We start from the raw sequence: 26,833 nt of genomic DNA, 5'->3' as shown, positions 1-26,833 counted from the left end.
GGAGGACGAACGCCATGAAGACGCTGACGACCATTCTCACGGTGGCCGCCGCCGCCCTGTCGCTGTCCGCCCTATCGGCCCGGGCCGAGCCGGTGACCCTGACCTGGCAGATGTGGAGCAGCACCGACGCCGAGACCGCGGCCTGGCAGCATGTCGCCGGGCTGGTCAACGCCCAGTATCCCGACATCAAGGTCGAGCTGCAGACCTCGCCCTGGCGCGACTACTGGACCAAGCTGCCGACCCTGGCGGCGTCGAACACGCTGCCGGACATCGTCAGCATCCAGTCGCTGCGCCTGTCCGGCTTCACCACGCTGTTCGAGCCGCTCGACGAGCATGTGAAGGACGGCTTCGACCTCGGCCAGTTCGACAAGTCGATCCTCGACGGCCTCAGCTATGACGGCCATCTCTACGCGCTGCCCTATGATTTCGGGCCGCTGGTCGTCTACTACAACCGCGACCTGTTCGCGAAGTACAAGGTCGAGCCGCCGAAGTCCGGCTGGACCCGGGCGGATTTCCTGGCCGCGGCCAAGGCGCTGACCCAGGACGGCAATTACGGCTTCGCCGTCACCTCCGGCGACTGGCTGGAATTCGCGCTGTCCGACGGCGCCAAGTACCTGACCGATGACGGCGCGCTGAACTTCGGCGACGCCGAGCTGCAGGCCGCCTTCCAATCCTATGTCGACCTGGTGACCAAGGAGAAGGTGGCGCCGGTGATCGCCGCCAGCGGCCAGCCCTCCGGCGACATCGCCCGCGGCCGTTTCCTGGCCGGCAATGTCGCGATGTACGTCACCGGCCCGTGGGAGATGATCAACATCCGCAAATCCTCCAGCTTCCCGGTCGGGTTGGCGCCGCTGCCCGCCGGCAAGGCCGGCAGCATCACCTTCACCGCCGGCTCGGGCTTCGGCATCAACAAGGCCGGCCCGCACAAGGACCTGGCCTGGAAGGCGATCCAGGTGCTGACCGGGCCGGAGGCGGAGCAGTACCTGGCGTCGCAGGGCCGCGCCTTCCCGGGCCGGATCGCGCAGCAGGGCTACTGGTACGACGTCGCGGCGCAGGGCGTCGCCGATGCCCGCGAGACCATCGACTTCGCGCTGAAGACCGCCCAGCCCTACCGCACCACCGCCAATTGGAACACGGTGTACGAGCTCTTGGAGCAGTATGCGCCGCTGGCCTATGGCGGGTCGCAGACCGGCGCCGAGGTGCTGGACACCGTGCAGGGCCTGGCCGCCGAATGACCGTGCAGGCCCAGGATCTCGGGGCGCAGGCGGCGGCCGTCCCGCAAGCCCTGGGGGCTCGGCGGCGGCGCCGGGCCTTCCGGGCGGAGGGGCGGGCGGCCTTCTGGTTCCTGCTGCCCAGCCTGCTCGGCTTCCTCGCCTTCCTGCTGTTCCCGCTGCTGGCGTCGCTGGCGCTCAGCTTCACCAACTGGCGGCTGCTGGCGGAGCCGAAATTCGTCGGCTTCGCCAACTACATCCGGCTGTTCACCGTCGACCCCAGCTTCGGCCGGGCGCTGCTCAACACCTTCTTCTACACCGCCGAATACCTGGTGCTGAACATCGTGCTGTCGGTCGGCATGGCGGTCTGGATCTCCAGCCTCCGCTGGGGCAAGCGCTTCTTCCGGCTGATCTTCTTCCTGCCGACCTTCACCCCGATGATCGGCGCCTCGCTGGTCTGGGTGCTGATCTTCACCCCGGGCGGGCTGATGGACTGGCTGGTGCAGTCGCTCGGCCTGCCGATCCCGAACCTGCTGGTCGACCCGGCCTGGGCGATGCAGGCGATCGTCATCGTCTCGCTGTGGTCGGGCTTCGGCTACAACCTGCTGCTGTTCGGCGCAGCGCTGGAATCGATCCCGCAGACCTATCTCGACGCCGCCCAGATCGACGGCGCCACCGCCTGGCAGCGCTTCTGGCGGATCAAGCTGCCGCTGATCTCGCCGACCCTGTTCTTCGGCACGGTGATGACCGCGATCACCGCGCTGCAGGTGTTCGACCAGGTCTATTCCATGACCCGCGGCGGGCCCGGCGCCGCCACCGCGACGCTCGGCTTCTTCATCTACCAGAACGGCTTCACCACCTACCGGATGGGCTACGCTTCCTCGATCGCCTGGGTGATGTTCGTCATCATCATGGCGCTGACCGCGTTCCAGTTCCGGCTGCAGCGGAAATGGGTGCACTATGACGACTAGGCGAAAGGACGCCGGCCCCGTCACCGCCGGCACCCTGGTCTCGCAGGGGGCGATGGCGCTGGTGGCGCTGGCCTTCGTGTTCCCGTTCTTCTGGATGCTGACCAACGCCATCCGGCCGAATGGCGAGGTGCTGGCCGTGCCGCCGCGCCTGCTGCCCAGCGACTGGCAATGGGGCAACTTCCTCGATGCCTGGGTTTACCTGCCCTTCGGCCGCTTCTTCCTGAACAGCGCGATGGTTTCCTGCGCCGTCACCGTGATCGTGCTGACCGTCTCCAGCCTCGCCGCCTATGCCTTCGCCCGGCTGCGCTTCGTCGGCCGCGACACGCTGTTCCTGACCTATCTGTCGACGCTGATGATCCCGCAGGTGGTGCTGGTGATCCCGCTGTTCCTGCTGATCAGCAAGCTCGACTGGGTCAACACCTTTCAAGCGCTGATCCTGCCGGTCGCCTTCAGCTCCTTCGGCACCTTCATGCTGCGCCAGTTCTTCAAGACCATCCCGCGCGAGCTGGAGGAGGCGGCGCTGTGCGACGGCGCCTCGCGGCTGCGCATCCTGGTCAGCATCATCCTGCCGATGTCGCTGCCGGTGCTCGGCCTCCTGGCGCTGTTCACCTTCACGGCGCAGTGGAACAGCTTCCTGTGGCCGCTGATCATCGTGAACGGCACCGAGCACGCCACCATCCCGCTCGGCCTCACCATGTTCCAGACCCAGCAAGGCACGCAGTGGAACTACCTGATGGCCGGCGCCGCGATCTCGATGATCCCCGGCCTGTGCCTGACCATCCTGCTGCAGCGCTACATCTTCAGCGGCATCGCCATGAATTCCGGGTTCGGCGGGCGGTGACGTCAAAAGGGGATTTAGAGAGATAAGTGTATTGCTAAATCCCATTTAGAGTCGCATCATTCGATGAGCCGACAAGAAGGGGCGGGAAGGGAAACGACCATGGACATGCATGTTCCGGCACAGGCCGAGGCGCCGCGCCTGCTCACCGATGCGCAGATCCGGCAGTTCCTGGCGAACGGGTATCTGGTGCTGCAGACGGCGCTGCCGAAGTCGTTCCACGACCAGATCTTCCAGCGCTTCGATGACCTGATCGGCGCCGACCGGCACGAGAATCCGGGCAACAACCTGCTGCCGCTGGTGCCGGAGATCAACGCCGTGTTCGAGGATGCGGTGGTGAAGGGCGCCCTGACCAGCGTGCTGGGGCCGGACTACATCATGCATCCGCACCGGGCCCTGCATAAGAACCCGCCCGGCTCGCCGATCCAGAACTGGCACAAGGACAGCTACTGGGGCTACATGCGCCGGGTGCGGAACCACCGGCCGCGCTGGGTCATGATCATGTATTACCCGCAGGACACGCCGGCCGAGCTGGGGCCGACCGGGGTGGTGCCGGGCAGCCATCTGCTCGCCGCCGGGATCCAGGACCCGGACGCGCTGGAGAAGAACGGCTCCGGCCCGGCCGGATCGGTGCTGATGATCCACTACGACATCTGGCACCGGAAGATGAAGAACCTGACCGCCGACAAGCGGTTCATGATGAAGTTCGAGTTCATCCGCATGGCGCCGGTCGAAGCCCCCGCCTGGCCGCATGGCGACCCCGCCTGGCGGGCGCCGGAGCAGGCGCCGTCCTTCGCGATGGAGGCGGCCTGGAAGGCGCATTGGCGCTGGCTGACCGGCGGCACCGCGGCCGGCGGCACGGCCGATCCGGACGCCCTGCGCGCAGCCTTGGCCGGCACGCCGGCGCAGGCTGCGGCCGCGATGTCGACCATCGCCGATCTCGGCCCCTCGGCCGCGGCGCTGGTGCCGGCGCTGCTGCCCCATCTCGACGGTGACGACGAGGCGCTGCAGCTCGACGCCGCCTACGCGCTGGGCGCGATCGGTGAGGCGGCGCTGCCGTCCCTGCTGCAGCGGGTCGAGGCCGACACCCGCCGCGATCCGGAGGACGGCTCGAACAAGAGCGACGCCGGCCGGCTGACGCCCAAGGATTGCGTCGCGCTGTCCGCCATCTACGGTCTGGTCGAGGTCGGGGGGCCGGCCGTGCCGGAGCTGCTCCGCCTGCTGCGGGGCGGCGCCGGCCGGTCGCGCAAATTCGCCGCCTTCGCCCTCGGCGAGATCGCCGGCACCGGGCCGGAGGTGCGCGATGCGCTGGTCGCTGCCACCCGCGATCCCGACCCGCATCTGCGCATCGCCGCGGTCGAGGCGCTGGGGCTGAAGCCCGCCGATGACGTCATCGTCGCCGCCCTGGCCCGGGCCCTGGACGACGCCGATGCGGAGGTGCGCTTCGACGCCGTGTTGGGTCTGACGCGGATGGGACCGGCGGCGGCCGCGGCGGTGCCGGCGCTGGGCCGGGTGCTGACCGACGACCCGAACCGCTATGTCCGCGGCTATGCGGTCGAGGCGCTGTCCCGCATCGGGGATGACGCCGCACACCGGGTGCTGCTACCGTATCTGCGGCTCTCGCGCTGGTGTCCGATGACGACGTCGGCGAGCATTTTCTGACCTGTTTCAACGGCGCGGCTTTGGCGGATCGGCGGCTCTCCCCCACCAGCGGACCTTCAGCCCAGGATCCGGAAGCGCTGGCCGCGCTGCTGGAAAGCACCCTGTCCGGCGCGTCCGGCCGCTCGCTCGCGGGCGGCGCGGTGCGCCAGACGGTGCAGGCGCTGGGCCGCGCCATCGTCGCCGGCCGCTATGACGGCGACGGGCCGCTGCCGACCGAGACCGAACTGGCCGCCGAATATGCGGTCGGCCGCAACGCCATGCGCGAGGCGATCAAGGTCCTGGCCGGCAAGGGGCTGATCCGCACCGCCCGGCGCTACGGCTCGCGCGTCCGGCCGCGCGAGGAATGGTCGATCCTCGACCCCGACGTGCTGGCATGGCATCTGCGCGAGCCGGACGGCATCGGCCGCTTCCTGGTCGAGATCTCCGAGCTGCGCGAGATCGTCGAGCCGCAGGCGGCAGAGCTGGCGGCCCTGCGCGCCACGGATGAGGAGGCGGAAGCGATCGTCGCCCTGGCCGCGCGGCTGGCGGTCGAGACCATGCCGCAGGTGCTGGACACCGACGTGGCCTTCCACCTTGCGGTGCTGAACGCCTCGCACAACCGGCTGCTGTCCGGCTTCGCCCGGCCGCTCGACGTGCTGCTGCGGGTGCAGTTCCTGGTCTCGGCCCACGGCATCGCCGCGGAATACGCCTACAGCCCCTCGGCCGATTATCATATGGGCATCGCCGAGGGCATCCGCGGCCGCGACCCGCAGAAGGCGCGGGAGGCGGTGATGGCGATGCTGACCCGCAACCGCGGCATCGCCGAGAAGGTGGCGGGACCGAGCTGAGGCGGGGAGGGCGGCATGGCGCGCGATCCGGGGCTGGAGGAGCTGGTGCGGGAGGCGCTGGGCACCGAGCCCGGCCTGGACGAGAAGCGGATGTTCGGCGGCCTGGCCTGGCTGCTGCATGGCAACCTGCTGTGCGGCGCCCGGGTCGACAGCATGCTGGTCCGCCTCGGCAAGGGCAATGACGGCTGGGCGCTGGAGCAGCCGGGCGTCGCCCCGATGGTCATGCAGGGCCGGCACATGCCCGGCTGGGTGCGGGCCGGCGCCGCGGCCTATGGCGATGACGCGCTGCGCCGGCGCCTGCTCGACGCCGCGCTCGCCTTCGTCCGCACCCTGCCGCCGAAATAGCTACGCCACCAGCGTGGCCAGCACGAAGTCCGCGCGCTCGGCCACGCTTGTCTTCGGCAGGACCACGACCTCGTAGCCCAGTGCCGGATAGGCCTCGAGCAACCTCTCATATTCGGCCATGGCGGCGTCGAGGCCGTGACGCCGCTCCGGGTCGGTGCCGTAGATCTCCGGCCAGGGCGGGGTCAGGAACACCCGCCGGTGATAGGGATGCGGCCGGGCCAGCCTCTCCAGCGCCGGCTCGCCGGTCATGTGCTGCAGCGCGGCCGCGGCGTCGACCAGGCCGCGATCGAAGAACACCCAGCTGGGCAGGGCCTCGGCCGCAGTCTGGTCGGCCAGCGCCATCGCGATGGCCCGGCGGGCGAAGGCCGCCCCGTCGACCCAGGGCAGGGCTTGGCCGCCGCTCTCCAGCTCCTTCTTGACGATGCGCCTCCCCGGCTCCTCGACCACCGCATGCCCGCGCTGGGCGAGCTCCGCCAGCAGCGTCGACTTGCCGCCGCCCGAACAGCCGGAGATGACGACGAAACGATTCATCCCAATTCCATTCCGCATCTCATTTGGGGAAGTTGCAGGAGGGACCCCATGAAAGCTCGTCTACAATCTCCGTCGCGATGTCGAGCGGGGGCGTCGCTCTCGACCAGAACGGTTGCACTCACCCGTCCCGGGTCATCGCCATGATGTCGTCCGTGCTCATCGCCACGTCGCCGCGCCCGCGCAGATGGGAGATCAGGAGGGCACCGCGGCTGCTGCCTTTTCGGTGCCCAGCACGGACGATCCGCACGCCCTCGCCGTCAAACTCGAACTCCACCTCGGTATGGGGCAGCAGGCCCGCCTGTTCCCGGATCTCAGTTGGGATGGTGACCTGACCTTTCGATGTAATGCGCATGGCCGACAGTGTACTCCTGTTTGCCGCCCCTCTTCGTCAGCTGAACGCCGCGATCACGGTCTCGATCGGAAGAAACAGCGTGCGGCTGTCGGCCGGGTATTCGATGAACTCCGCGCAGGCCAGATAGAAGCGCTTCGCCTGATCGTCCTTGGCGTGCACGAGCGCGGCGCTGATGCCGATGCTCCGCGAGGCGACCGCGATGCGGCGAAGGGCATCCGACAGAATATCCGCTCCGAGGCCACGGCCGGCGCAATCGCGGCTGACGGCCAGACGCCCGATGATGGAAACGGGAATCGTGTCGGGTGCATTGCGCCGCACCTTGCCGGGAGCAGCGGCGCGCTCGACCGCCCCGGCGGAGATGCAGAAATAGGCGACGACCCGGTTTCCGTCGCAGACGACATAGGTGCGGGAGAACCGGCTCTCGTTCTTCAGGGCACGATGCTGCAGCCAGTCATTCAGGGCCGGCTCACCGCAGTCGAAACCGGACAGATCATGATCCGCCGTCAGCGGAACCGGCGGCGACAGCTTCGTTGGTTGGCGTTCAGAACCGCCTGTCACGCTTCCCATGCCGGAACGCGACGCAGCAGGGAGCGCAGCTTGCTGCCCGGCGCCGGGGGATTGTCGAGGGCATGGACGAAGGCGTCGTATCGCTGCGGATCCAGCGCGAACAGGCGCTGATCCAGGAGGACATCGATCGCGACCTTGCGGGCGCTCTCGATCATGAACTCGGTCCGCGTCTTGCCCAGGACCGCGGCCGCATCATCGATCAGCTGGCGAGTCTGTCTTTCGATGCGCAGGTTGATGCTGGCTTTGGCATCGGCGGCTGACGAAGGCTCTTCGATCGCCATGGTGTCCAGACTTTCTGAAGAAGGCCGATGGCTCTTGGTCATGCCGCCAATATGAGGTTTGTATCCACGTTGTCAATACATCGGGCGCTTCACAAGGCGGCCCTATATCCGACCGACGCGGGCGTCCTCATCCGGTGCGAAAGTGGCTGCGACCCGCCCTCGGCCATACTGCCGTGGCGGGCAGCCCATCACCCGTTTGAACGCCGTGCTGAAGGCGCTTTCGGAGTCGTAGCCAAGCGACAGGGCGATGGCGGAGACGGGGTCGCCGGAATTCGTCAGGCGGTCGCCAGCCAGCAGCATGCGCCAGCGTGTCAGGTATTCCATCGGGGCTTCCCCGGTCGTCTCCTTGAACCGCAGTGCGAAGCTCGACCGCGACATGCCGGCCCGCGCCGCCAGGTCCTGCAGCGTCCAGCGCTGCGCCGGGTCCTCGTGCATGGCGTTGATCGCCGCGCCCATTCGCCGGTCGGCCAGGGCAAACAGCCAGCCGACACCGGCCTGCGGCCCCTCCGCCAGATGCAGCCGCAGGGCCTGGATCAGCATCATATAGGCCAGGTGCTGCGCCACCAGGAAGCCGCCCGGCTGGCGTTCGCGCAACTCCTGCCCCAGCCGCTCCATGCACCAGCGCAGCGACGCCCGGTCCGCATCCGACCGGATATGGACGATCGGCGGCAGTGACCGCAGCAGCACGCGGGCATGGCCGCCGTCGAGGATGAAGTGCCCGCCGAGAACGGAGAACTCGTTGCCGCCATTCAGCAGGGCGATGCCGCCGCTGCGCGGGCTGGGGAAGATCGTCATTGCATCAACCGGCGGCAGCGCCAAGTCACTGGCCACCCGGAAGGGTTGGCCCCAGGGCAGCAGGAAGCAGTCCCCCTTTTGCAGCCGCACCGGCGCGGCGTCGACGCCCTCCACCGCCAGCCAGCACTGGCCGGCTCCGATGGCGTAGCATTTGATGCCGTCGTGCCGAGGAAAGCGGATCGACCAGTCCCCGCCGGCCTCGAAGCCGCCGAAACGGTAGCTCCGCGGTTTCAGCAGGGACAGCACGTCTGACAGCGGATCCATGGGCAACCCTGGACGATCGCGAAGAAACTATGGATTTCTCAGCATAGATCGTCCTCCGCGGCTGTCTATCCTCATGGCTGGGCCGCAGAGCGGTCCCTGACATCACATCAAGGACAGATCGATGCGTGTCTTCGTCACCGGCGCCACCGGCTTCGTCGGTTCGGCCGTCGTGCAAGACCTGATCGGCGCGGGCCATCAGGTGCTCGGCCTGACCCGCTCCGATGCGGGCGCCGATTCCCTTCTGGCCGCGGGCGCCCGGCCGCACCGCGGCGACCTCCAGGATCCCGACAGCCTGCGCCGCGGCGCTGCCGAAGCGGATGCGGTGATCCACACCGGTTTCATCCACGACTTCTCGAAGTTCCAGCAGAGCTGCGAGACCGACGGCCGCGCCATCGAGGCGATCGGCGCCGAGCTCGCCGGCTCCGACCGTCCCCTGCTGGTCACCTCCGGCGCCCTGATCGTGGCACGGGGCCCGGTCGGGACCGAGGAGGACGGGCCCCTTCCCAACTCCGCCACCTATCACCGCCTGTCCGAGGCGGCGGCGGCGGCGCAGGCGGCGCAGGGCGTGCGCGCGGCGACGGTGCGGCTGCCGCCCTCGGTCCATGGCGATGGCGACCATGGCTTCGTGCCGATCCTGATCCGGCTGGCGCGGGAAAAGGGCGTGTCGGCCATGGTCGGCGAGGGCCTCAACCGCTGGCCTGCCGCGCACCGGCTCGACGCCGCCCGGGTCTACCGGCTGGCGCTGGAGCGCGGCGTCACCGCCGGGGCCCGGTACCACGCGATGGCGGAGGAGGGCGTGGCGTTCCGCGAGATCGCCGAGGTGATCGGCCGCCGCCTGGGCGTGCCGGTGGCCGGCCTGTCACAGGAGGCGGCAGCGGCGCATTTCGGCTGGTTCGCGATGTTCGCCGGGATGGACGTGCCGACCTCGAGCGAGCGGACCCGGGCTTTGCTGGGCTGGCAGCCGACACAGCCCGGGCTGATTGCCGATATCGACCGGCCGGCCTATTTCGCCGGCTGACGGACGGGGCGCCTTATGGCGCCCGGCCCTTGCTCCGCAGCCAGTCCTCGTATTCCGGCCGCGCGGCGTCGCTCAGCGGGTAGTAGCGCCGCAGGTCGCCGCCTTCGGACAGCCGCTCGCGCGAGAACTCCTCCCATTCATGGTGCTTCGCCGACTGCTCGATCACCGCCGGCGCCAGCGCCACCGGCACGACCACGGCGCCGTCATCGTCGGCGACGATGATGTCGCCCGGCATCACCAGCACGCCGCCGCAGGCGATCGGGATGTTGACGCCGAAGGGCATCAGGTCGGTCTGGGTGTGGAAGTTCGGGGTCACGCCGCGCAGCCAGAAGCCGAGGTCCAGCCGCCCGGTGTTCGGATAGTCGCGGATGCAGCCGTCGATCACCACGCCGAGGCCGCCGCGGCCCTTGAAATAGGTCAGCATCATGTCGCCGAACACGCCGCTCTTCAGGTCGCCGCGGGCGTCGACGACGACGATGTCGCCCTTCTGGGCGTGATACAGCACGTGCCGGTGCAGCTGCTTCTCCGGCTCGGCGTATTCGTCCTCGCCATACAGATCCTCGCGCTTCGGCATGAACTGCAGCGTCAGGGCCGGGCCGGCGATCGCCTTGCCCTTGGTCCAGGCCACCGGGCCGCAGATATGGGTGTTGCGGATGCCCATATGGGCGAGTGTGCTGCTGGCCGTGGCGGCGCCGACCGCCTGCAGCGCCGCCGACCATTCCGCCGGCGGCCGCTTGATGTCGCTGGTCTCGATCATTTTCGGTTCGTCCTTCGAGGGTCGTCGGCTGAGATCAGGGTTCGTCGCCGAAATACTTGGTTCCCGGCTGCAGATGCGCCCGCGCCACATCCTCGTTCAGGGTCAGGCCATGGCCCGGCCGGTCGTTCAGGTGGATGTAGCCGTCGACGATCGGCGGGCCGCCATCGACCATGGCGCTCCACCACTCGACGTCGTGGGCGTGGAATTCCATCACCAGGAAGTTGTTCATGGCGGCGCAGACATGGGCGCCGGCCACCGTGCCGATCGGGCTGGCCACATTGTGCGGCGCGATCGGGATGTAATAGAGGTCGGCATGGTCGGCGACCTTCTTGGCCTCGGCCAGGCCGCCCATCTTCGGGATGTCCGGGGCGATGATGCGGGCCGCCTGCTTCTCGATCAACTCGCGGTAGCCGTGCTTGCGGTACAGGTTCTCGCCGGTGCAGATCGGCGTCCGGGTCGAATGGGTGACATGGCGCTGCGCTTCGATGTTCTCGGGCGGCACCGGGTCCTCCAGCCACAGCAGGTCGAAGGGCTCCAGCGCCTGGGCCAGCTTGATGGCGTCGTTCACCCCGAACTTCCAATGCGCGTCCATCGCCACCATGATCTCGGGCCCCACCGCCTCGCGCACGGCGCGGACGACATCGACCATCCAGGCCATCTCGCGCGACCCGATGGTGCGGTTGAACGGCTCGAACCACTGCCGGCGCGGGTTCGGGTCGTCGGAGATGTCGATGGTGTGGGGGTTGCGGGTGTCGAGGTCGAACTTGATGGCGCTGAAGCCGTCCGCCACCACCTCGCGCGCCTTGGCGGCGTAGGAGGACGGCTCCGGCGTGTCGCCGGCATGGCAATCGGCATAGATCCGGATCCTGTCGCGGAAGCGGCCGCCGAAGAAGGTCGAGATCGGCGTCTGCAGCGCGCGGCCCATCAGGTCCCACAGCGCGATCTCGATGCCGCTGATCGCGGTCACGGTGGCGCCGGCCTGCGATCCCTCGCCGGACAGGCAGCGGATCAGGATCTCGACGATCTTGCCGATGTTGACCGGGTCCTCACCGATGATGACGGGCTTGGCCTTGTGCACCAGCTCGGCCACGCCGGCGCCCCAATAGGCCTCGCCCAGGCCGGTGATGCCGGCATCGGTCTCCACCTTCACCAGCACCCACGGGAAGTTCCCCGCGATGACGGCGGTGCGCAGATTGGTGATCTTCACGTGCTTCCCTCCGAGAGCCGGCCCGCTTGCCGGGGCCGGTGATTGGTCAGGCTGCCGGCAGCGCGTGTCCGGTCTTGCCGTCGAACAGGTGCAGCTTGTGCTGGTCGAATTCGAGCCAGACCGGCTGGTCGATCCCCAGCTTCACATCCGGCGTCACGCTGACCACCAGCGTGGCCGAGCCGAGATGGACATGGGCGTAGGTGATGTCGCCGGTCGGCTCGACCGTGTAGACCCGGCCGGCGACCGCGCCCGGCGTCGCCTCGCGGTGCAGCCGGATGGTGCTGTGCCGGGCGCCCAGCACGATCTCGCCGTCGGTCGCCGCCCGGGCCTTGCGGGCATTGGCGTCGGACAGGGCATAGCGCCAGCCATCCGGGCTCTCGATCGCGGCGCCGTCGCCGGCCACCCGGGCCCGCACCAGGTTCATCGCCGGGCTGCCGACGAAGCCGGCGACGAAGGTGTTGACCGGGTGCTCGAACACCTGTTCCGGCGTGTCGTATTGCTGCAGCACCCCGCCGCTCATCACCGCCATCTTGTCGGCCATGGTGACGGCTTCCATCTGGTCGTGGGTGACGTAGATCACCGTCGCCTTCAGGTCCTGGTGGAAGCGCTTCAGCTCCGACCGCATCTGGGTGCGCAGCTTGGCGTCCAGGTTCGACAGCGGCTCGTCCATCAGGAACACGCGCGGGTCGCGCACCAGGGCCCGGCCCAGCGCGACGCGCTGCTGCTGCCCGCCCGACAGCTCGCGCGGCCGCCGCTCCAGCAGGTGCTCGATGTCCAGGAGCTTGGCCGCGGCCCGGACCTTGGTCTCGATCTCGGCGGCCGGCAGCTTCCGCATCTTCAGCGGGAAGGCCAGGTTCTTGAAGATCGTCTTGTTCGGGTACAGGGCGTAGTTCTGGAACACCATGGCGATGTCCCGGTCCTTGGGGTCCAGGTCGTTGACCAGCCGGTCGCCGATCTGGATGTCGCCGTCGCTCAGCTCGATCAGCCCGGCCACCAGGTTCAGCGTCGTCGTCTTGCCGCAGCCGGACGGGCCGACCAGGGCCACGAACTCGCCATCCTCGACCGTTAGCGACACATGGTCGACGGCGTAGACGTCGCCGTACCGCTTGACCACGTCCCGCAGCACCACCTGGGCCATAAGCTCCCCTTCTCGTCAGGACTTGACCGCGCCCTCGGTCAGCGCGCGGACGAAGTATTTCTGCAGGACCAGGAACAGCACGACGACCGGCACGCTCATGATGAACGACGCCGCCATCAGCCCGGGCCAGTTGGTCGCGTATTCGGTGAAGAAGCGTTCCAGCCCGACCGGCAGCGTCAGCTTGCTCTTGTCGTTGATGAAGGTCAGGGCATAGACGTATTCGTTCCACGCCAGCACGAAGGAATAGATCGCGGTGGCGATGATCCCGGGCGTCGACAGCGGCATGACCACGAACAGGAAGGCCTGGAACCGCGTCGCGCCGTCGATCCGCGCCGCCTGCTCCAGCTGCGGCGGGATGTTGTCGTAGAAGCCCTTCAGCAGCCAGATCGACAGCGGCAGGCCGAAGGTCAGGTAGGTCAGGATCAGCGACCAGGCCGTGTTCACCAGCCCCATCCACTTCATCATGATGAACAGCGGCATCAGGAAAACGACGGCCGGGAACATGTTCCGGACCAGCACGGCGTAGAACAGCAGCTTGCGGCCGGGGAAGCGGAAGCGCGAGAAGGCATAGGCCGCCGGCACCGCGATGACGACGCCGAGGATCGTGGTCGCGGTCGACACCATGATGCTGTTCAGCAGGTAGTGCAGGAACTCCTGTCCGACCTCGTTGGCGGGCGACAGCAGCCGCGTGTACTGTTCCAGCGTCGGCTCGGACGGGATCCATTCCGGCGGGTACTGCAGCGCGGCGAACTGCGTCTTCACCGAGGTCAGCAGCATCCAGGCCATCGGCAGCACGGTGAAGATGCCGAGCAGCACCAGATAGACGATGCGGGCCACGCCCCAGCCGGCGACCTTGCCGCGGCGGCGCTTCGCGGCGGGCCGCTGTTCCAGCGTCACGGCGCTCATGACCGTTCGCCCTGGGTCAGCGCCCGGACATAGAAGTAGCCCAGGCCCATCATCACCACGAACAGGATCACCGAATAGGCCGAGGCGATGCCGAAGCGGATGCGGCCGAAGGCCAGCTGGTAGATCTGGGTGATCCAGATGTCGGACGACCCGGCCGGGCCGCCGCCGGTCATGATCCAGGGGATGGTGAAGCCGTTCAGGTTGGTGACCAGCAGCAGCAGCACGGTCACCAGCGTCACCCCCTTCAGATGCGGCATGGTGATGTGCCAGAAGCGCTGCCAGGGGCCGGCGCCGTCGACCTTGGCGGCGCGGTGCAGCTCGTCCGGCACGGTCTGCAGCCCGGCCAGCAGCATGATCATGGCGAAGGGGAACTCCTTCCAGACATTGACCACGATCAGCGACGGCAGCGAGGTGTGGACGTTGTCCAGGAAGTTGATCGGCGTCTCGGTGATGCCGAAGGCCACCGACAGCGCGCCGAACACGCCGAAATCGCTGTGGTACAGCCAGCGCCAGACATAGGAGGCGGCGACGGCGCTGATCACATAGGGGATCAGGAACAGGCCGCGCAGCAGGCCGCGGCCGGTGAAGTAATTGTTCAGCGATAGCGCGGCGCCCAGCCCCAGGATGAAGGCGAAGAAGGTCGAGAACACCGTCCAGATCAGGGTGTTGATCGTGACTTCGCGGAAGCTGTCGCTGCCCAGGATGCGGCTGTAGTTGTCGAGGCCGACATAGGTCTTGTCGGCCATCGCCAGGCTGGGCGGGGTGTTGAAGAAGGATAGGTAGACGGTGTCGTAGATCGGATAGCCGATCACCAGCAGCATCACCGCGAAGGCCGGCAGGATGTAGAGATAGTCGGTCCAGTGGCGGGCGATGCGTCGCATCAGGCCCGGACGGCGGCGGGGCGCCGCCCGCGCCCGGGGCGCATCGTCCTGCGCGGCAGCCATGGTCACGCCCGATTTCTCCTTCGCGGGGGAAAGGGGCCGGCCGGCGCCTCAGGCACCGGCCGGGTGCGGGACGGGGCCTAGAGGCCCGACAGCAGGTCCTTGATCTTGCTGGCGGCGTCGTCGGCCGCCTCGGCCACGGTCATCTTCCCGGTCAGCGCGTTCTGCATCATGTTCGGGACGATGATGTTCATGATCTCCGCCGATTCCGGGATCACCGGGAACGGGATCCCGCTCGGCAGCATCGAGGTGGTGACGTTCAGGAACTTGATCTCGTCCAGCCGCTGCTTCATCCATTTGGTGCGGAAGCCGCGGGTGTTGCCGGGGTTGGAGCCGACCCAGGACACCTTGGTCGACCATTCCGGCCCGGTGGCGAAGGTGACGAGGGCGCGGGCGGCATCCAGGTCCAGCCCGCCATCGACCACATCCGGGTTGAAGATGTGGGCGTTGGAGCCGCCGAACACCACGGCGCGCCGCGCCGGCCCCTTCGGGATCAGCCCGTAGCGCATATTCGCCACCACCGCGTCGGCGATCTGCTTGTCGCCGCCGGTCGCCTTCTTGGCGCGGTCCAGCATGGTCGCGTATTCGATCGGGTGGCTGATCATCATCGCCAGCTGGCCGGCGATGAACGGGTCCTGGTTCTCGGTCTGGGTGTTGGTCAGGGCCGAGGTCGGCACCGACTTGTCCCGGACATACATGTCGTAGGAGGCCTGCAGCGCGGCCTTGGAGCCGTCATTGTTGATGTAGACGTCCTGGTAGTGCGGGTTCGCCTCGGCCTCGTCCAGCGCGCCGCCGCCATAGGCCCAGCATTGCGGCATGAAGCGGAACGGCGTGTTGCCGGCATTCGGCCGGGCCACCAGGCCGTAGCCGTTCTTGCCGGTCTTGTCCTTGATCTGCTTGGAATAGGCGACCAGGTCGTCCCAGGTCGCCGGCGGGCTCTCGGGGTCGAGGCCGGCCTCCTTGAAGATCCCGGCGTTCCAGATCAGCGCCATGGTCTCGTTGTTGGTCGGCACCCCGTAGGTCTTGCCCTTCCAGGTCACCGACTTCATCGCGCCGGGCCAGTAATCGGCGGTGCGGTAGCCGACCTGCTCGGGCGACAGCTCGCTCAGCTGGCCCTTGGCGGCGAACTCCACGCCCCACAGGATCGGCAGCTTCGCCGCCATCGGCGCGGCGTTGCCGAGCGCCGCGGCGCGCAGTTTGTTCAGCATCTGGTTGTAGTCGAGGTTCTGCTTCTCGACCGTGATGTTCGGGTAGGTCTTGGCGAAGGTGTCCCAGAACTGGGTGTCGATCTCGTGGTCGATCCGGGGCGACGCCTCGTTCGGCCCGACATACCAGTAGGTCAGCCGGCCCTTGTAGTCGAGCGGCACCACCTTGGCGCATTCCGCCGCGGTGTCGACCTCGAGCGTGCCGGCGATGCTGTTGATGTAGTCCGGCGTCCAGTTGGCGATGTCGATGCCCGTGTCCTGCGCCAGGGCGCGGAGCGGGCCGAGACCGGCGGCCAGCGCCCCGGCCCCGGCGGCATAGCCGAGGAAGCGGCGGCGGTCGACGGCGTGGGTAAAGAGGTCACCTGCATGAGGCTTGGTCATGAGCGGTCCTCCCAATGGGCCTCGCTTGTCGTCTGCGAGTTCCGGGTCAGCCTAGGCTGTGGCGGCAAAACGCGTCAAGGATCTCTGCGCAACAAGTTGCGGCTTTTGTTATGTTGTTAGTCGCGCGGATTCCTTGACCGGTCGTTCAGTCAAAGAATGCCGTGTCTTCCTCGGCCAGGTACTGCCGGGCGCGTTCGGGGTTGATCTCGACGCCCATGCCGGGCCGGTCCCAGACCTCGATCAGACCGTCGCGGACGATCGGGTTGGGCAGGCCGTCGACGATGTCGTACCACCAGGCCGGGTTGCCGCTCGGATACTCGAAGGCGATGTAGTTGTTCGGCAGCGTGGCCGAGACCTGGACCAGCGCGGCCAGGCCCAGCAGCCCGTTGCCGGTGCCGTGCGGCGCCATCAGGATGCCGTGCAGGTTGGCGTATTCGGCGATCCATTTCAGCTCGGCGATGCCGCCGACATCGCAAGGGTCGGGGCCGACCACGTTGACCGCATGGCCCTCGATCAGCGCCTTGAAGTTCTGGCGCAGATAGATCTGCTCGCCGGTGTGGATCGGGGTCGAGGTGGCGCGGGTCACCTCGCGATACACGTCGGCGTTGACATAGGGCACGTAGTCGCCGGTGATCAGATCCTCGAGCCACAGCAGGTTGTAGGGCTCGACCGCCCGGGCAAAGCGGATCGCGTCGGGCACGGTCCAGCCCGGCCCGCAATCCAGCGCCAGCGCGACCTTGTCGCCCAGCACCTCCTTCATCGCCGCGACGCAATCGACCATGTGCTTCAGGCCGCGCTCGGTGATCAGCCCGGAATCCATCGCGCCGTGGAACACGCTTTGGCCCGGGGCGCCATAGTAGAAGCCGGGCACCTCGCGCTTCATCGGGCTGTGGAAGCCGATGCCCTGCTTGATCATGGTGAAGCCCTCGGGCAGGGCCATCTGCCGCTTGGCGTCGGCGGCGTAGTGCTCCGGCGAATAGCCGCCCATCGGCACGCGCAGCGAGCCGTTATAGACCCGCACATGGTCGCGCACCTTGCCGCCCAGCAGCTTGTGCACCGGCAGCCCCGCCGCCTTGCCGGCGACGTCCCACAGCGCCATCTCGATGGCGCTGACCGCGGCCCCCCAGGGCTTGAAGGCGCCGCGCTGGCGGATCCGCGTCATGGTCCGCTCGACCAGCGTCGGGTCCTCGCCGATCAGGGCGTCGCGGAAATGCAGGATGTGCGGCTTCAGATACGGCTTGTAGGCTTCGACCTCGCCATAGCCGCTGATGCCCTGGTCGGTGACGATGCGCACGATCGGGTTCTTGCCGATCACGGCGCATTTCAGATCCACGATCTTCATGGCGCCCCGCTGGGTCGGGGACGGGCGCTGCCGCCCACCCGGTTGTTTCCTCCGCTGCCCTTTTTATGTCCGATCTAGGCAGGCGTTGGGGGAGCCTAACACAGGCAAGGGCCATTGCAACTTGTTAGGTGGAGAAAAATCGGAGGCTGGTTTCGGGCTGCCTCTGCCGTGGCCTACTTCGCCGCCTTCGCCCGCTTCAGCACCGGCGCCAGCCAGGCCGTGGAGGCCGCCGGGCCGGTCGAGCCGCGGGTGACGATCTCGGCCACCAGCGACAGGCGTACCGGCGGCCGGGACGCGGCCTCGGCATCGCCCAGCCGGTCGGCGATGCAGCGCACCATGGCGGCGCCGATCTCGACCTGCGGTGTCCTGACCGTGGTCAGCCGCGGCGACACCTGCGACGCCGCGGCGAAGTCGTTGAACCCGACCACCGAGATGTCCTCGGGCACCCGGATGCCCAGGCGCAGCAGGTCCGAGATCACGTTCACGGCGATGCCGTCATGGGCGCAGAACAGCGCCGTCGGCACCCCACCGCGCCGCAGATGGGTGAGGAAGACGTCGCGGAACCCCTCCGCCTCGTCGAAGACGATGTCCTCGGCCATGGCATCCGGGGCCTCCATCATGCCGTCGCGGAAGCCGCGGAAACGCTCGGCCCGGCCCAGTGGCAGGGTGCTGCCATGGACGAAGGCGGTGGCCCGGTGGCCGAGGCCGAGCAGCAGCCGGGCCACGCCGACCCCGGCCTCCCAATCGGCGCCGACCACCTGGTCGATCCGCTCCATCGCGCCGACATAGGTGGCGCAGACCACCGGCAGGCCGGTTCGGGCGGCCAAGGCGGAGATCTCCTGCGGCCGCGGCACGGCCAGGATCAGCCCGGCCACGGCGCTGTCGAGAGGATTGCCCTCGACCAAATGCCGGGCCTGGCGCGGCACGATCGAGAAGCCCAGGCGCTCGCCCTCGCGCTCGGCGCCGTGCAGCATGTTCAGCCACAGCTCGCTCGACACCGGGTCGATCTCCTGCCGGATGAACAGGATCTGCCCGTTGGCGGCCGGCAGCTCCTGGCTGCGGCGGTATCCCAGCGCGTGGGCGGCGCGCAGCACCCGGTTGCGGGTGGCCTCGCCGACGCCGGACTTGCCGGACAGGGCGCGGGACACCGAGAACTTCGAGATTCCGAGCCGGTCGGCGATGTCCTGGATGGTGACTCGGCCTGCGCTCATGCCGTGTTGCGCTCCTGTTTGGGCCGCATCTTCTGCCGCAGCGCCGGTTCTGCCGTCAACATCGTGCCATGCCACCGGATCGGCTTGCGCAACTTGTTTGGTAATGATAGCAGTTTACCTAACGAACAGCAAACTGCAGGGGCGGACGCCATGACCACAGGACGCCTGGACGACGCTGCCATGGGCAGGGTCGAGGATGCCGCGTCGACCCATTCCCGGCCGAGCGAGCTCCGGATCACCGATCTGCGGGTCGCGGTGGTGGTCGGCAGCGGCTATCACCCGATCATCCGCATCGACACCAACCAGGGCATCTCCGGCCTCGGCGAGGTGCGGGACGGCGGCCATGCCGAATACGCCCTGCAGTTCAAGCACATGCTGCTGGGTCAGAACCCCTGCAATGTCGACATGATCTTCTCGGCCCTGCGCCGCTACGGCAATTGGGGGCGGGAAGGGGGCGGCGTCTCCGGCATCGAGATCGCGCTGTGGGACCTGGTCGGCAAGGCCTATGGCGTGCCCTGCCACCAGTTCCTCGGCGGCAAGCACCGCGACCGGGTGCGGATCTACGGCGACACTCCGGCCCCGGCCCAGCCGACACCCGAGGGCTATGTCGAGGCGGTGCTGCGGCGCAAGGCGCTGGGCCTGACCTTCATCAAGTTCGACCTGCCGCCGCGCTTCTTCAACGCGGTCGACGGCGCCCTGGTCGGCCAGGCCACCAAGCATGAATACGACCTGGCCAAGGCCTGGCGCGCGCCGGGTGCCGGGCGGGGCATCAAGCTCAGCCAGAAGGGCATCGCCGCGGCGGTCGACGTGGTCCGCGCGGTGCGCGAGGCGGTGGGCCCCGAGATCTCGCTGTGCATCGACCATTTCGGCGAGGGCTTCGTCACCGCGGACGAGGCGATCCGCCTCGGCCACGCGCTGGAGCCGTTCGACCTCGCCTGGGTCGAGGACCCGCTGCCCTGGCACGATTTCGCCGGCCACAAGAAGGTGGCCGACGCGCTGCTGACCCCGGTCGCGGCCGGCGAGGAGCTGTATCTCTGGGACGGGTTCCGCGAGCCGATCGAGACCCGCGCCTTCGACATCCTGCACCCCGACCTGCTGACCTCGGGCGGCATGCTGGAGACCAAGCGCATCGCCGATTACGGCGAGCGCTTCGGCCTGTCGACCGCGCTGCACGCCTGCTGCACGCCCATAGGCCTGATGGCGAACGTCCATTGCGGCGCCGCGATCTCCGGCCTGGTGGCGGTCGAGCATCACGGCCTCGACCTGCCGCATTGGGGCGAGCTGGTGACCGGGATCGATCCCGACTATCTCGAGGGCGGCTACGTCACCGTGCCTGACACGCCGGGACTGGGCATTGAGCTGAACGAGGAGGCGGTGGCGGCGCAGCTGCGCCATCCCGGCGCCCTGTTCCAGCCGACTGAGGAGTGGAACCGGATCCGCATCGGCTTCGAGCGCCGGTCGCGCGGCTGACGCGGTCGGCGCCTGCTACAGCTGGAACTGCAGCCGGCGCGACAGCACGATGCCCGCCGCCCCGCGCAGCGTGGCGCGGCCCCTCTGGTCGGTCAGCAGGACACGAGGCTCGCTGCCGGGGCGCGGCGGCACCAGCAGGCCGACATGGGCCTCGATCGCGGCCCGCAGCCGTTCCCCGGCCTCGACCACCTCGCCATGCAGCACGAAATGGTTGGGCGCCAGCGTCTGCTGCAGGTTGGCGATGCCGACCGCGATGTTGCGAGCATAGAGGTCCAAGAGCCGCTCCGCCGCTGCGGAGCCCGTGTCGGCGAGGCTGGCCAGAAGGGCAGGGGTCATCGCCTCGGCTTCGGGCAGGCCGGCGGCCCGCGCCTGGCGCCGCAGCCAGCCGATCGTCGCGACCGTCTCCCAGCAGCCGCGGCGGCCGCAGGCGCAGATCTCGCCGTCGATCTGGACGAAGGTGTGGCCGAGCTCGCCGCCGGCGCCGGCCGGCCCGCTCTGCAGGTGCCCGTCCAGCTGCAGGGCGCCGCCGATCACGTCCGACAGGTACAAGACCGCGAAGGTGCGCAGGCTGCGGCCGATGCCGAACCAGCGATCGGCCAGCAGCAGCGCCCGCGGATGGTGGTCGAGATAGACCGGCAAGCCGGTCTGCTCCTCCAGGATCGCGCCGAGGCCGAGGCCGGACAGGACCGGCGCCAGGTTGACCTTGACGATGACGCCGCGGTCGGTGTCGATCATGCCGGTGGCGCCGACGCCGATGCCCAGCGGCGGCTGCCGGGCGGCCGACAGGGTGCGCGACAGGCTGGCGACGATGGCCGCCACCGCGCCGGGATCGCCGGCCTCCGTGGGAAAGTCCTCGCGCTCGACGGCCGTGATCTCGCCGGTCCAGGACACCAGCGCGGTGCGCACCGAGCCGTGCCGCAGATCGATCGCCCCGATCGGCGGCGCGTCGCGCGAGAACTGCAGCGGCCGGGCCGGCTTGCCGCCGGCGCCGCCCGGCGAGGCGGGCTCGCCCTCCACCAGGATGCCGTCGTCGATCAGCGGCTGGACGATGCCGGTGATGGTGGCGCGGTTGACGCCGATATGGCGGGCCAGGTCGGCGCGGCTGGTCGGTCCGAGATCGAACAGCGACTGCAGCAGGCGGCCGCGGTTCACATCGCCCATCTTGGCCGGGGACAGCAGGGAATGGGGCCGCGGCTTCGCCGGCTCGACAGGCGGGGGTGCTGCGATGGCGCCGTCCCCATCCCGGCCGCGCGCGGCTCCCATCACCCGGCCCGGCATCTTTCCAGTCGACATGTCCTGCTCTTCCCAGGAGCCGGACACGGCCCGGCTCCTGACACACATCCAATCGGCCGGCGGTGCGTGCCGCGGAACACTCCCCGTGCCGCCATCCCGGCCCATGCTCTGACATGTTAACCGCGTTGACGGCAAGTTTGTTAGGAATTATAACAAACATGCAGAATGGGGCCGGCTCGAAGCCTCGCTGTTACCGGCCGCGACAAGAATAAGAACAGAAAAGCCAAGTCTTATTCAGCAAGCCAATCGTCCACAGGGCGAAAACAGGGAGTCGCAACATGCTTCTAAAGAAGTCCGGAATGGGCTTGGCTCTCCTCGTCGGCGCCGCGGCGCTGATGGGCAGCGCCACGATCGCGGAAGCGGCAACGCTGCGGGTCGTCCTCGGCTACTACAGCGCCGCGACGCAGGAGCTCTTCGAGGGCATGGCCAAGGACTACATGGCCACCCATCCCGGTGACGAGGTGAAGATCGAGGTCGTGCAGTGGGACAACCTGCAGCAGCGGCTCACCACCGACATCGCCGGCGGCACCGCGCCCGATATCGCCATGATCGGCACGCGCTGGCTGCTCGACTACGTCAAGAACGACATCGCCGAGCCGCTCGATTCCTACATCACGCCGGAGTTCAAGGGCCGGTTCATCGACGCGTTCATGTCGCCCTCGACCCTCGACGGCAAGATCTACGGCCTGCCGGTCGCGGCGTCGGCCCGCGCCATGTACTACAACAAGGACCTGCTCGCGAAGGCGGGCGTGTCCGAGCCGCCGGCGACCTGGGACGCCATCGTCGACGCCGCCCGCAAGGTCAAGGCGCTCGGCGGCGACACCTACGGCTTCGCCATGCAGGGCAAGGAGATCGAGACCGACGCCTACTGGTACTATTCGCTGTGGACCCATGGCGGCGACATCATCGTCGACGGCAAGTCGGGCGTCGCCAGCCCGCAGGCGATCGCGGCGCTGACACTGTACAAGAGCATGATCGACGAGGGGCTGACCGAGCCCGATCCGACCGGCCTCAACCGCCAGGATATCGAGCGGCTGTTCAAGCAGGGCCGCATCGCCATGATCCTGACCGGCCCCTGGCTGCGCGGCCAGATCAAGACCGATGCGCCGGACCTCAACTACGGCATCGCGCCGATCCCGGCCGGCTCGGCCAAGGCCACCTATGGCGTGACCGACACGCTGATGGTGTTCAAGTCGAGCAGCCAGAAGGATCTCGCCTGGAAGTTCCTCAGCGAGACCGCCTTCAGCGACAAGTGGCGCATCGAGTTCAGCACCAAGGAGGGCTTCCTGCCGGTGATGAAGGCCGAGGCCCAGGCGCCGGTCTTCACCGGGGATCCGCAGCTCAAGGCCTTCACCGAGATGCTGCCCTACGCCCATTTCGCACCGCCGGTGGCGAATTGGGAGCAGATGGTGGATGCGGTGATCAGCGCGCTGCAGAAGACCTATATCGGCCAGGCCAAACCCGAGGACGCGCTCAAGGAAGCGGCCGCGACGATCGACAGCCTGATCCAGCAATAGGGCCGGACCCGTGACGGCCGCCGATGCCGGCAGGGCGATGAGCCGGGCCGGAGCACCGTCCAGGGGCAGGGTAGGGCGCGCCGGCGCGCCCTATCTCCTGGTCCTGCCGTCGATCCTGTTCGCCTTCTGGATCATCGGCTATCCGATCTTCGACATGGCGCAGATGTCGCTGCAGACGGTCAACCGTTTCGGCGCCACGTCGGGCTTCAACGACTTCGGCAACTACAGCCGGCTGTTCTCGCACCAGCTCTTCCTCGGCTGTCTGTACCGGACGCTGGTCTGGACGGTGTTCGTGGTCGGCGGCACGGTATTGCTGTCGATCCCGATCGCGCTCGCGCTCAACCAGCGCTTCTACGGCCGGCACCTCGCCCGCATCATCATCATGCTGCCCTGGGCGGTCTCGCTGACCATGAGCGGCATCGTCTGGCGCTGGTCGCTCAACGGCCAGTTCGGCATGGTCAACGCGACGCTGAACCAGTTCGGCCTGCTGACCGAGCCGGTCGAGTGGCTGGCCACGGCGAACACCGCCTTTCCGATCGAGATCGCGATCGGCATCCTGGTCTCGATCCCGTTCACGGTGACCGTGTTCCTCGGCGGCCTGTCCTCGCTGCCGGCCGACATCTTCGAGGCGGCCAGGATCGACGGCGCCAGCCCCCGGCAGCGCTTCCGTTACCTGACGCTGCCGCTGATGCGGCCGTTTCTCAACATCGTGCTGGTCCTGAACTTCATCTACGTCTTCAACTCCTTCCCGCTGATCTGGGTGATGACGCAGGGCGATCCGGCCAACAGCACCGACATCCTCGTCACCTGGCTCTACAAGCTCGCCTTCCGCTACGGCGAGCTCGGCGTCGCCTCGGCGCTGTCGATCGTGATGTTCCTGATCCTGCTCGCGCTCACCATCACCTATGCGGCGCTGGCGATGCGCAACGAGGAGAGGCTGGGCTGAGATGGAGAAGCTGCTCCGCAAATCCACGCTGATCTGGGTCGGGCTCGGGCCGCTGTGCCTGGTCATCCTGTTCCCGTTCGTGGTGATGATCTCGACCGCGGTGAAGCCGCGGGCCGAGGTGCTGGCCTTCCCGCCGCATTGGCTGCCATCGGAGATCCGGCTGCAGAACTTCGCCGACATGTGGCAGGCGGCGCGCTTCGGGCCGGCGCTCGCGAACAGCCTCCTGGTCAGCATCGCCGCGACAATCCTGTGCCTGCTCGTCGCCATCCCCGCAGCCTACGCCATGGCGCGCATGCAATTCCGGGGGCAGCGGCTGTTCCGGCAGTTCCTGCTGGTCACCCAGATGCTGTCGCCGATCGTGCTGGTGCTCGGCATCTTCCGCCTGATGTCGAAGATGGGGCTGGTCGACCAGCTGCCGGCGCTGGTGCTGGCCTATATCGCCTTCAACCTCGCCTTCGCGGTCTGGATGCTGCAGGCCTATTTCCAGACCATCCCGCGCGAGCTGGAGGAGGCGGCGACGCTCGACGGCGCGTCGTCGCTGCAGCGGCTCCGGCTGGTGTTCCTGCCGCTCGCCGTCCCGGCGATCGGCATCACCTCGGTGTTCATCTTCATCTACTGCTGGAACGAGTTCGTGCTGGCGATGACGCTGCTGCGCTCGAACGAGAAGTATACGCTCACCATGCAGATCTTCTCGCTCGTCGGCGGCCGCTACCAGGTCGAATGGGACCATGTGATGGGCGCGACGCTGGTCGCCAGCGTGCCCGTCGCGATCGTCTTCGCCATGCTGCAGCGCTACCTCGTCAGCGGCCTCACGGTCGGCGCCGTGAAGTAATCAACGACCTTCGCATCGGAGACCCAGATGGGACTGCAGGATTGGTTCGGCCTCGACGGCAAGCGGGCGCTGGTCACCGGCGCAAGCCGGGGCCTTGGCCGCGAGATGGCGCTGGCGCTGGCCGAGGCCGGTGCCGACATCATCATCACCGGCCGCACGCAGGAGACGCTCGACCAGACCGCCGCCGACATCCGCGCCATCGGCCGCCAGGCCTGGACGGTCAAGGCCGACATGGCCGTGCCGGAGGAGTGCGAGACGGCCTGTGAAAGGATCCTCGCCGAGCTCGGCCCGATCGACATCCTGATCAACAATGTCGGCAACCGGGACCTCAACGTGCCGATCGAGGAGGAGAGCCTGCAGGACTGGCGGTCGCTGATGGACCTCAACCTGACCAGCTGCTTCCTCGCGACCAAGCTGGTCGGCGCCGCCATGCTGAAGCGCGGCCAGGGCGGGCGGATCATCAACATCGCCTCGATCAGCGCCCTGATCGCCAATCGCGGCATGGGCGGCCGCCATTACGAGACCGGCAAGGCCGCGGTGCTGCATTTCACGCGCTGCGCCGCGGCCGACTGGGCACCGCACGGCATCACGGTCAACGCCATCTGCCCCGGCCTGTTCATGACCGACGCGAACCGGCACTGGAACGAGATCCGGCCCGAGGTCATCGAGACCTTCGTCCGGCAGGTGCCGATGGGCCGGCCGGGAAATCCGCCCGAGATCGGGCCGCTCGCGGTCTACCTGGCCAGCCCCGCCGCGACCTATGTCACCGGCGCCGCCTATGTGATCGACGGCGGCTACACGCTCTGGTGAGCCGCCGGGAGGGCAGCGCCGTGTCGATCCATCCCTTCGGCCGGCTGCCGGACGGAAGGGCGGTGCGCGAGATCCGCCTCGCCAACACCGCCGGCGCCGCCGCCTCGGTCATTACCTTCGGCGCGGCGGTCCGCGACCTCGTCGTCCCGGCCGGCGGCGGGGTGCGGCGCGTCGTGCTCGGCTTCGCGGCGCTCGACGGCTACCTCGACAACCGGCGCTATCTCGGCGTCACCGCCGGCCGCCATGCCAGCCGCATCGGCGAGGGCCGGCTCGTGCTCGACGGCACCGTCCACCAGCTCGGCCGGAACGACGGCCGGCACCATCTGCATGGCGGCGCGACGGGCTTCTCGCGCCGCCTGTGGGACATCGTCGAGGCGAACGGGAGCGCTGTGACGCTCGGGCTGGTCTCGCCGGACGGGGAGGAGGGCTATCCCGGCCGGCTCGACGTCCGCTGCACCTACCGGCTCGAGGAGCCGGCGACGCTCGCCGTCGAGATGACCGCGACGACGGATGCGCCGACCATCGTCAGCCTGGCCCACCACTCCTACTTCACGCTCGCGCCCGGCGCGCCGATCCGCAGCCATCGCCTGTGCATCCCGGCGAGCCGCACTGTGCCCTTCGGCCCGGACCTGGTGCCGACCGGCGGCCTCGCGCCGGTCGGCGGCACGCCCTACGACTTCCGGACGCTTCGGCCGATCGCCGGCCCGGATCCGTCCTTCCTGTACGATTGCTGCCTGGTCCTCGACCGGGAAGGGGAGGGGCTCCGGCCGGCCGCGCGCCTCGAGCCGCCCGATGGCAGCCTCCGGCTCGAGGTCGCGACCACGGAGCCGTGCCTCGTCCTCTATGACGGCGCCGGTTTGGGTGGGGATTGGCCGACGGTCGGCGGGTCCCGTCTTTTCGCCCATGCCGGGCTGTGCCTGGAGCCGATGCGCTATCCCGACAGCCCGAACCAGCCGGCCTTTCCCCAGGCCGTGCTGCGGCCGGGCGAGCTGTATCGCCAGCTGACCGCCTACGCGTTCATCGAGCCGTAGCGGTTACACCCAAGGTCTCGACTCTCCAGCCCTTTCCCGTCATGGCGAGGAGCGAAGCGACGTGGCCATCCAAGGGCCGGTGCCGCTGGATGGCCACGCCCCTGCGGGGCTCGCCATGACGGGTCAACAATTCGGGCGGCCGGTATTATACCAAGGGCCCTGGAGATAGACTCTGTGGGATTCC

27 protein-coding genes are annotated in these 26,833 nt (G+C 68.4%); 13 read left to right on the top strand and 14 right to left on the bottom strand.

All coding sequences use genetic code 11. The features are described from left to right. Positions 1-14: 14 nt before the first annotated feature. The 6 genes from FFK22_RS00135 (at position 15) to FFK22_RS00110 (ending at position 5,854) form a co-directional block, all read left to right on the top strand. On the top strand, positions 15-1,235 hold the full coding sequence (locus FFK22_RS00135; protein WP_186002226.1) for a sugar ABC transporter substrate-binding protein: 1,221 nt from the start codon (positions 15-17) through the stop codon (positions 1,233-1,235). Continuing rightward, positions 1,232-2,182, top strand: a complete 951-nt coding sequence (locus tag FFK22_RS00130) for a carbohydrate ABC transporter permease (RefSeq protein ID WP_138889975.1) — start codon at positions 1,232-1,234, stop codon at positions 2,180-2,182. The genes FFK22_RS00135 and FFK22_RS00130 overlap by 4 nt, the downstream gene beginning before the upstream one ends. Then, positions 2,172-3,023, top strand: coding sequence for a carbohydrate ABC transporter permease (locus tag FFK22_RS00125; RefSeq protein ID WP_221938276.1), 852 nt, complete (start codon positions 2,172-2,174; stop codon positions 3,021-3,023). Before FFK22_RS00130 ends, FFK22_RS00125 begins: the two co-directional genes overlap by 11 nt. Positions 3,024-3,122: 99 nt before the next feature. Beyond that, a complete protein-coding gene (locus FFK22_RS00120) occupies positions 3,123-4,682 on the top strand; it encodes a HEAT repeat domain-containing protein (protein ID WP_186002225.1) in 1,560 nt (519 codons plus the stop codon). Continuing rightward, positions 4,649-5,509 (top strand): FadR/GntR family transcriptional regulator, encoded by an 861-nt coding sequence (locus tag FFK22_RS00115; protein ID WP_138889973.1) that lies wholly within the window; start codon positions 4,649-4,651, stop codon positions 5,507-5,509. Before FFK22_RS00120 ends, FFK22_RS00115 begins: the two co-directional genes overlap by 34 nt. Positions 5,510-5,524: 15 nt before the next feature. Beyond that, on the top strand, positions 5,525-5,854 hold the full coding sequence (locus FFK22_RS00110) for a TfoX/Sxy family protein (protein WP_138889972.1): 330 nt from the start codon (positions 5,525-5,527) through the stop codon (positions 5,852-5,854). Here FFK22_RS00110 and FFK22_RS00105 read toward each other — a convergent pair whose 3' ends face one another. From FFK22_RS00105 to FFK22_RS00085, 5 genes are all read right to left on the bottom strand, one after another. Continuing rightward, positions 5,855-6,385, bottom strand: coding sequence for an AAA family ATPase (locus FFK22_RS00105; RefSeq protein ID WP_138889971.1), 531 nt, complete (start codon positions 6,383-6,385; stop codon positions 5,855-5,857). A gap of 118 nt (positions 6,386-6,503) precedes the next feature. After that, a complete protein-coding gene (locus FFK22_RS00100; protein WP_138889970.1) occupies positions 6,504-6,737 on the bottom strand; it encodes an AbrB/MazE/SpoVT family DNA-binding domain-containing protein in 234 nt (77 codons plus the stop codon). Between the two features lie 36 nt (positions 6,738-6,773). Continuing rightward, on the bottom strand, positions 6,774-7,304 hold the full coding sequence (locus FFK22_RS00095; RefSeq protein WP_138889969.1) for a GNAT family N-acetyltransferase: 531 nt from the start codon (positions 7,302-7,304) through the stop codon (positions 6,774-6,776). Beyond that, a complete protein-coding gene (locus FFK22_RS00090; protein ID WP_221938275.1) occupies positions 7,292-7,585 on the bottom strand; it encodes a DUF1778 domain-containing protein in 294 nt (97 codons plus the stop codon). Before FFK22_RS00090 ends, FFK22_RS00095 begins: the two co-directional genes overlap by 13 nt. Positions 7,586-7,687: 102 nt before the next feature. Then, entirely contained in the window at positions 7,688-8,644 is a 957-nt protein-coding gene (locus FFK22_RS00085; RefSeq protein WP_138889967.1) for an AraC family transcriptional regulator, read from the bottom strand. A 121-nt stretch (positions 8,645-8,765) separates the two neighbouring features. On the opposite strand from FFK22_RS00085, the gene FFK22_RS00080 reads away from it, so the two are divergent. Continuing rightward, complete coding sequence (locus FFK22_RS00080; protein ID WP_138889966.1) at positions 8,766-9,662, top strand: SDR family oxidoreductase; 897 nt, start codon at positions 8,766-8,768, stop codon at positions 9,660-9,662. Positions 9,663-9,675: 13 nt separating this feature from the next. Here FFK22_RS00080 and FFK22_RS00075 read toward each other — a convergent pair whose 3' ends face one another. The 8 genes from FFK22_RS00075 to FFK22_RS00040 all read right to left on the bottom strand — a co-directional run bounded on the left by FFK22_RS00075 (position 9,676) and on the right by FFK22_RS00040 (position 18,750). After that, positions 9,676-10,419, bottom strand: a complete 744-nt coding sequence (locus tag FFK22_RS00075; protein ID WP_138889965.1) for a ribonuclease activity regulator RraA — start codon at positions 10,417-10,419, stop codon at positions 9,676-9,678. Positions 10,420-10,453: 34 nt separating this feature from the next. Beyond that, complete coding sequence (locus FFK22_RS00070; protein WP_138889964.1) at positions 10,454-11,626, bottom strand: mandelate racemase/muconate lactonizing enzyme family protein; 1,173 nt, start codon at positions 11,624-11,626, stop codon at positions 10,454-10,456. A 46-nt stretch (positions 11,627-11,672) separates the two neighbouring features. Continuing rightward, positions 11,673-12,764: an ABC transporter ATP-binding protein gene (locus FFK22_RS00065; protein WP_138889963.1), complete on the bottom strand. Its 1,092-nt coding sequence runs from the start codon at positions 12,762-12,764 to the stop codon at positions 11,673-11,675. A gap of 15 nt (positions 12,765-12,779) precedes the next feature. Beyond that, positions 12,780-13,670: a carbohydrate ABC transporter permease gene (locus FFK22_RS00060; protein WP_138889962.1), complete on the bottom strand. Its 891-nt coding sequence runs from the start codon at positions 13,668-13,670 to the stop codon at positions 12,780-12,782. Beyond that, positions 13,667-14,614: a carbohydrate ABC transporter permease gene (locus FFK22_RS00055; RefSeq protein ID WP_138890010.1), complete on the bottom strand. Its 948-nt coding sequence runs from the start codon at positions 14,612-14,614 to the stop codon at positions 13,667-13,669. Before FFK22_RS00055 ends, FFK22_RS00060 begins: the two co-directional genes overlap by 4 nt. Before the next feature lie 77 nt (positions 14,615-14,691). Continuing rightward, a complete protein-coding gene (locus tag FFK22_RS00050; RefSeq protein WP_138889961.1) occupies positions 14,692-16,197 on the bottom strand; it encodes a sugar ABC transporter substrate-binding protein in 1,506 nt (501 codons plus the stop codon). Positions 16,198-16,342: 145 nt separating this feature from the next. Next, on the bottom strand, positions 16,343-17,539 hold the full coding sequence (locus FFK22_RS00045) for a mandelate racemase/muconate lactonizing enzyme family protein (protein WP_138889960.1): 1,197 nt from the start codon (positions 17,537-17,539) through the stop codon (positions 16,343-16,345). 173 nt (positions 17,540-17,712) lie between these two features. After that, positions 17,713-18,750, bottom strand: a complete 1,038-nt coding sequence (locus FFK22_RS00040; RefSeq protein WP_138889959.1) for a LacI family DNA-binding transcriptional regulator — start codon at positions 18,748-18,750, stop codon at positions 17,713-17,715. A gap of 150 nt (positions 18,751-18,900) precedes the next feature. On the opposite strand from FFK22_RS00040, the gene FFK22_RS00035 reads away from it, so the two are divergent. After that, positions 18,901-20,220: a mandelate racemase/muconate lactonizing enzyme family protein gene (locus FFK22_RS00035; protein WP_221938273.1), complete on the top strand. Its 1,320-nt coding sequence runs from the start codon at positions 18,901-18,903 to the stop codon at positions 20,218-20,220. Between the two features lie 15 nt (positions 20,221-20,235). On the opposite strand, the gene FFK22_RS00030 is transcribed toward FFK22_RS00035, so the two are convergent. Beyond that, entirely contained in the window at positions 20,236-21,513 is a 1,278-nt protein-coding gene (locus tag FFK22_RS00030) for an ROK family transcriptional regulator (protein WP_221938272.1), read from the bottom strand. Between the two features lie 299 nt (positions 21,514-21,812). Here FFK22_RS00030 and FFK22_RS00025 point away from each other — a divergent pair, with 299 nt between their 5' ends. From FFK22_RS00025 to FFK22_RS00005, 5 genes are read left to right on the top strand one after another with little or no spacing between them, the layout of a single operon-like run. Beyond that, complete coding sequence (locus FFK22_RS00025; RefSeq protein WP_221938271.1) at positions 21,813-23,030, top strand: sugar ABC transporter substrate-binding protein; 1,218 nt, start codon at positions 21,813-21,815, stop codon at positions 23,028-23,030. 10 nt (positions 23,031-23,040) lie between these two features. Then, positions 23,041-23,976 (top strand): carbohydrate ABC transporter permease, encoded by a 936-nt coding sequence (locus FFK22_RS00020; protein ID WP_221938270.1) that lies wholly within the window; start codon positions 23,041-23,043, stop codon positions 23,974-23,976. 1 nt (position 23,977) lies between these two features. Beyond that, the gene (locus FFK22_RS00015) at positions 23,978-24,808 is read left to right on the top strand and encodes a carbohydrate ABC transporter permease (RefSeq protein WP_138889958.1); all 831 of its coding nucleotides are present in this window, start codon (positions 23,978-23,980) and stop codon (positions 24,806-24,808) included. A 27-nt stretch (positions 24,809-24,835) separates the two neighbouring features. Next, positions 24,836-25,618 (top strand): SDR family NAD(P)-dependent oxidoreductase, encoded by a 783-nt coding sequence (locus tag FFK22_RS00010; RefSeq protein WP_143956787.1) that lies wholly within the window; start codon positions 24,836-24,838, stop codon positions 25,616-25,618. 20 nt (positions 25,619-25,638) lie between these two features. Further along, positions 25,639-26,649 carry an aldose epimerase family protein gene (locus FFK22_RS00005; RefSeq protein WP_221938269.1) on the top strand — a complete coding sequence of 337 codons (1,011 nt, stop codon included), beginning with the start codon at positions 25,639-25,641 and terminating at the stop codon, positions 26,647-26,649. Positions 26,650-26,833 lie beyond the last annotated feature (184 nt).

It is taken from the genome of Mycobacterium sp. KBS0706, assembly GCF_005938675.2.
In the GTDB taxonomy this organism is placed as follows: domain Bacteria; phylum Pseudomonadota; class Alphaproteobacteria; order DSM-16000; family Inquilinaceae; genus Inquilinus.
Note: the sequence above shows the minus strand (reverse complement) of the source record. Positions and strands in the feature narration are given on the sequence as shown.